The following is a 2,961-nucleotide window of genomic DNA, read 5'->3' on the forward strand; positions in this document are numbered from 1 at the left end:
ATGGTCACCGACAGCCTGCGGGCCCTGTTCCTCGAAGCCTGCGGTTATGAAACCAAGGTCTTTGAATTCATCTCCCTGGAACACACCAACAAGAACAAGATGATCCTTGCGGTCAAGCGCGCCGAGCCGATTGACCCGAGCCAACTGCTGGCCAGGATCGAAGAACTCAAGGCCTTCTACCAGATCAGCGAACACTGCCTGGAAACCCTGCTCAAGGCCGACGGCTACCTGGGCTGAGGCCGCTGTAGTACCAGGCTATTACCCGGGCTGGCGGATTGGGACTACCTTGAGTACTCCTTCCGCCCACGTCTTTCCCTGAAAGGAGTCCACTCCATGGCCGCGAAAAAGATCCTCATGCTGGTTGGCGATTACGTCGAAGACTACGAAGTGATGGTGCCGTTCCAGGCACTGCTGATGGTCGGTCATACGGTGCACGCCGTGTGCCCGGACAAGAGCGCCGGGCAGACCGTGCGCACGGCGATCCACGACTTCGAGGGCGACCAGACCTACAGCGAGAAACCGGGTCACCTGTTTGCCCTCAACTTCGACTTCGCCCAGGTCAGCTCCGCTGATTACGACGCCCTGCTGATCCCTGGCGGACGTGCTCCGGAATACCTGCGGCTGAACGACAAGGTGCTGCAACTGGTCAAGGAATTCGACCGGGCCGGCAAGCCCATTGCTGCGGTGTGCCACGGCGCGCAACTGCTGGCGGCAGCGGGCATCCTCGAAGGTCGTGAATGCAGTGCCTATCCGGCCTGTGCCCCGGAAGTGCGGCTGGCCGGCGGCACTTACATCGATATCCCGGTGACTGAAGGTCACGTCCAGGGCAATCTGGTCACCGCTCCAGCGTGGCCGGCGCACCCCAGCTGGCTGGCGGGTTTCCTGGGGCTGCTGGGCACCCGGATCACCCTGTAAGCGAGGACCACGCCATGTGCGAGCTGTACGTCAAGGCCGACCCGATTCTCTACGAATCCCGTTCCCGCTCGCTGCGCATCTGTGGCGTGGTCACCACCTTGCGCCTGGAAAACCAGTTCTGGGACATCCTCAGCGAAATTGCCGAGGTGGACGGCATGACCACCAACCAGCTGATTGCCAAGCTGTATGAAGAGGTCATGGACTATCGCGGTGAAGTGGTGAATTTCGCCTCCTTCCTGCGGGTCAGTTGCACCCGCTACCTGAGCCAGCGCCGCACTGCGCCCGATCTCAGTCTGGTGCGCCGCAACGCTTTGTAGCGTCGCTTCTGGCAGCTTGACCGGGTGGCATCCGGTAGGCGCCGGCTTGCCGGCGAAGAGGCCATTGCGCCCCGCATCCTCCCTGGGGCGGCCTTCGCTGGCAGGCGAGGGCTAAGGGTCAACTGATCTTGCTGAGGAACCCGGGCAGTTCCGGCTCGGGCAGCACCGACAGGACTTTCAGTCGTTGCAGCATGCGTTGGCGGGCCCGTTGCAAGTGTTCCTTGAGGTTCAGGGCGGCGGCGTCGAAGGCGCCGTGCAGCAGCAGTTCGAGAATCAGCCGATGCTCGGCCAGCATCGCCGGGTCGGCGCCGATGCCCAGCAGGCGATAGAAGATCCGGTTGATGATCATCGGGCTCTGGGCCTGACGGATCAGCGCCGCCATCTTGCGATTCTGCAAGCCACTGAGGCAGTGCTGGTGCAGGTCTTCCTCCAGGCGTTCCAGGGCCTCCAGGCCGCAATGCTCGGCCTGCTGGGCCTGGGTCACCCGTTGCAGCATCTGCTCCAGCAGTCCGCGGTCCAGGTCCGCGGCGCTCTGGCGCAAGGCCTCGGGTTCCAGGCAGGCCCGCAGTTCGTAGTCCTCAGTGACTTCCCGGGCGGTCAAGGGCCCGGCCAGCCACTGTGAATAGGGTTCTCTTTCCACCAGCCCGCGATCGCGCAGGCGCATCAGCGCTTCGCGCACTACCGCGCGGCTGACGCCATAGTGTTCGGCGGCGGCCTGTTCATCCAGGCGGAAATGACCGAAGGCGATGCAGGAGGAGAGGGCGCTGCCCAGTTCTTCGTAGATCCGCTCCCCCAGGGGCCGGGTGTCCACCAGTTCCTCGTCGCTGGCCAGCCCCAGGTGAGTGTGGCTCAGGGGCAGGCGCAGCGGTTCGATCTCCAGGCCCTGGGGGTTGATCAGGTAGCCACGGCCGTCAAAACGGCTGATCAGGCCTTCGCCGTGCAGCAGGTCGAGGGCCTTGCGCACCGGCACCCGGCTGGTGCCGAACAGTTCTGCCAGGGGCGCTTCCAGCAGCACCAGGCCCTGCAGGGCGGTGCCCTGGAGGATGGCGTCACGCAATACCTGACGAATCATCGCGTAGCGCGACGCGGTACGCGGGTCTTCTGCTGACGCTGCTTTCATCGGTTCCTCTGGGGTCTGTTGCCGTTGGGTGACGAGCCGTGTTGCCGGGCCACGGTGGCCGGAGATTCTCTCACAGTGCCGAGTGTCACTGAGTGCCACGTTTTGCTGCCCTGTCCTGGGGCCGCCCGGGGCGGGTTGTTACCTTTCTGCACCAAAATGTACTTTTTAATAAAAGATACATTATTTCAATGACAGATTCTTGGACGAGGATTTTCTCCGTCGGTCGCCGAGCGGTCTCTGCCAGTAACCCACTCTGGCTCGCTATTACAGGCGAATCTGGGGGATTTTCCGAAAGTACGCGGTGCTCCCTGCGTTTTGAGCTGGCACGGAATCTGCTCTGCATAAAATGTACATTTTAATATTTAGTACATTTTTTGATTTTTGCGGAGTGAGCCATGCACCTTGATTCGCTGAACGACGCCGCAGCCATGGCACAAGCCTTTGCCTCGGGCCGCACCGATCCGGTCCAGGTCCTGGAGCAGGCCCTGGCATTGGCCGAGGCGACGCCCCATGTGTTCATTTCCCTGTGCCCGGCCCGGGCCCGGCGCGAGGCCGAGGCGGCTGCCGCCCGTTGGCGGGACGGCCAGCCGCTGAGCCTGCTGGGTGGGG

The 2,961-nt window shown here is 62.9% G+C and carries 3 protein-coding genes and 2 pseudogenes; 4 read left to right on the forward strand and 1 reads right to left on the reverse strand.

The features are described 5' to 3' along the window. The 3 genes and pseudogenes from BLX41_RS36740 to BLX41_RS30075 all read left to right on the forward strand — a co-directional run. Positions 1 to 237 (forward strand): annotated as a pseudogene (locus BLX41_RS36740) (methyltransferase); the annotation flags it as partial. 96 nt (positions 238 to 333) lie between these two features. Continuing rightward, on the forward strand, positions 334 to 915 hold the full coding sequence (locus BLX41_RS30070) for a DJ-1/PfpI family protein (protein ID WP_123727792.1): 582 nt from the start codon (positions 334 to 336) through the stop codon (positions 913 to 915). Between the two features lie 14 nt (positions 916 to 929). Then, complete coding sequence (locus BLX41_RS30075) at positions 930 to 1,232, forward strand: ribbon-helix-helix domain-containing protein (protein ID WP_123727793.1); 303 nt, start codon at positions 930 to 932, stop codon at positions 1,230 to 1,232. Positions 1,233 to 1,350: 118 nt separating this feature from the next. Here the strand turns inward: BLX41_RS30075 and BLX41_RS30080 are convergent, their stop codons facing one another. Further along, entirely contained in the window at positions 1,351 to 2,352 is a 1,002-nt protein-coding gene (locus BLX41_RS30080) for a GntR family transcriptional regulator (RefSeq protein WP_123727794.1), read from the reverse strand. Between the two features lie 395 nt (positions 2,353 to 2,747). Between BLX41_RS30080 and BLX41_RS36745 the strand changes: the two are divergent. Continuing rightward, positions 2,748 to 2,961 (forward strand): annotated as a pseudogene (locus tag BLX41_RS36745) (amidase); the annotation flags it as partial.

Source organism: Pseudomonas protegens (genome assembly GCF_003732485.1).
Taxonomy (GTDB): Bacteria; Pseudomonadota; Gammaproteobacteria; order Pseudomonadales; family Pseudomonadaceae; genus Aquipseudomonas; species Aquipseudomonas protegens_B.

Coding starts and splice junctions, on each gene's coding strand:
- BLX41_RS30070 (WP_123727792.1), top strand. CDS start 334: ATGGCCGCGAAAAAGATCCTCATGCTGGTTGGCGATTACGTCGAAGAC.
- BLX41_RS30075 (WP_123727793.1), top strand. CDS start 930: ATGTGCGAGCTGTACGTCAAGGCCGACCCGATTCTCTACGAATCCCGT.
- BLX41_RS30080 (WP_123727794.1), bottom strand. CDS start 2,352: ATGAAAGCAGCGTCAGCAGAAGACCCGCGTACCGCGTCGCGCTACGCG.